Source organism: Mesorhizobium sp. M7A.F.Ca.CA.004.06.1.1, from assembly GCF_003999135.1.
Taxonomy (GTDB): Bacteria; Pseudomonadota; Alphaproteobacteria; order Rhizobiales; family Rhizobiaceae; genus Mesorhizobium.
In genome coordinates this window covers 1-1,776 of sequence record NZ_RZPQ01000988.1, presented here as the reverse complement: position 1 = coordinate 1,776, position 1,776 = coordinate 1, and the positions used below count along the sequence as shown (strand labels likewise).

Genomic DNA, 1,776 nt, shown 5'->3' with positions numbered 1-1,776 from the left:
GCACATCTTCGGGCAACGAGGTGGAAATCCCATTGGGATAGACGGTATCATCGTCCAGCCCTTCCGGCTCCAGAAAGATCTGGTGCCCATCCCTATCGCCGAACTTGACGATCTTGTCCTCGATCGACGGGCAATAACGCGGCCCAACGCCCTCGATCGAGCCGGAATACATGGCCGAGCGGCCGAGATTGGCGCGAATCAGCTCATGCGTGGCCGTCGTCGTGCGGGTGATGCCGCACTCGATCTGCGGCGTGGTGATGCGGTCGGTCATCAGCGAGAACGGCACCGGATCCGCATCCGCGGCCTGGCTTGCCAGCGTCGTCCAGTCGATGCTCCGGCCATCGAGCCGCGGCGGCGTCCCGGTCTTCAGCCGTCCAAGCTTGAAGCCCGCGCGGTCCATCGTCGCCGAGAGCCCAAGGCTGGCCTGCTCGTTCATGCGGCCGGCGACAATCTTCCTCTCGCCAATATGAATGAGCCCGCGCAGAAAAGTCCCGGTCGTCAGCACGACCGCGCCACAGCCAAGCCGCCTGCCGTCGGCCAGGAGAACAGCCGTGATCCGCCCATCGGCGATCTCAAAATCCAGAACCTCGCCTTCAACCACGTCGAGATCGTTCTGCTGCCGAATCGCTTCCTGCATGGCAAGGCGATAAAGCTTCCGGTCGGCCTGCGTACGAGGGCCGCGCACGGCGGGACCTTTGCGGCGGTTGAGCAGGCGGAACTGAATGCCGGCCGCATCCGCCACGCGCCCCATCAGGCCATCCATGGCATCGATCTCGCGCACCAAATGGCCCTTGCCGAGCCCGCCGATCGCCGGATTGCAGGACATGACCCCGATCGTATCAAAGCGCAGCGTCACCAGCGCGGTCTTGGCACCAGCGCGCGCGGCAGCGCTGGCCGCCTCACAACCTGCGTGGCCGCCGCCCACCACAACCACATCATAGTGATTGGTCATCACAAACTTCCCAGACTCGAATGATTAAAGGGACACATGTCCCCGCGAGGCTTGGCTGTCAAGAAAACTCCGCGAGTCGTTTCACGTGAAACAGCCTTGCACCGCCATCGCGTGTGTTTCACGTGAGTCATCGGGGCACTGATGTTTCACGTGAGTCGCACCTTGCCGCTGCTCGAAGGTCTTACCCAAGCGTTCGCAACGTTCGTCATCCTAGGGCAAAGCAGGAAGCGAAGCGACGTCGCGGAGACCCTAGGATCCATGCCGTGATCTTGGCCAAAGAGTACAGCGGATCAGAATTCTGCACCGTGGCGCGCGCTCAGAAGTCGCGGCATGGATCCTCGGGTCTGCGCCGCGTCGCTACGCTCCTTGCTCCGCCCGTGGATGACGAAGCGATGGGGCGTTCCGCAAACGGTCCATCAAAATCTCTGCATCGACAACTGAGTCATTTTACGAGAGCACATCGTTTCACGTGAGTCATTTCCCGATGCAGAACTGCGAGAAAATCACGTCCAGCATGTCCTCGACGTCGATGGCGCCGACAATACGGCCCAGGCGATCTGCTGCAAGCCGCAACTCCTCGGCGCGCAATTCCTGCCCGACAGTCCGGCCGTCGGTTGCGCGACGCAGGTGGCTATTCGCTGCGCCGAGCAATTCGACGTGGCGCAGGCGCGACGGCAGGACATCGCCGACGCTGCCGGCTGCTTCCGCTGCCCGCCGGCCGATTTCCCCCAGCAGTTCCTCGACGCCCGTCCCGTTCTTTACCGAAATTACAAGTGCATAATCCTCCGTCGCGTCGCTCGCCGCGCGGTCTTCCAACAGATCTA

General features: G+C 62.4%; 1 protein-coding gene and 1 pseudogene. Both read right to left on the bottom strand.

Annotated elements, in window-relative coordinates; genetic code table 11:
- Positions 1-952 (bottom strand): FAD-dependent oxidoreductase (locus EN906_RS33015; protein ID WP_127375715.1); only part of this gene is annotated, 952 nt, incomplete at its 3' end.
- A gap of 474 nt (positions 953-1,426) precedes the next feature.
- Positions 1,427-1,776, bottom strand: a pseudogene (locus EN906_RS33010) (tRNA uridine-5-carboxymethylaminomethyl(34) synthesis GTPase MnmE); the annotation flags it as partial.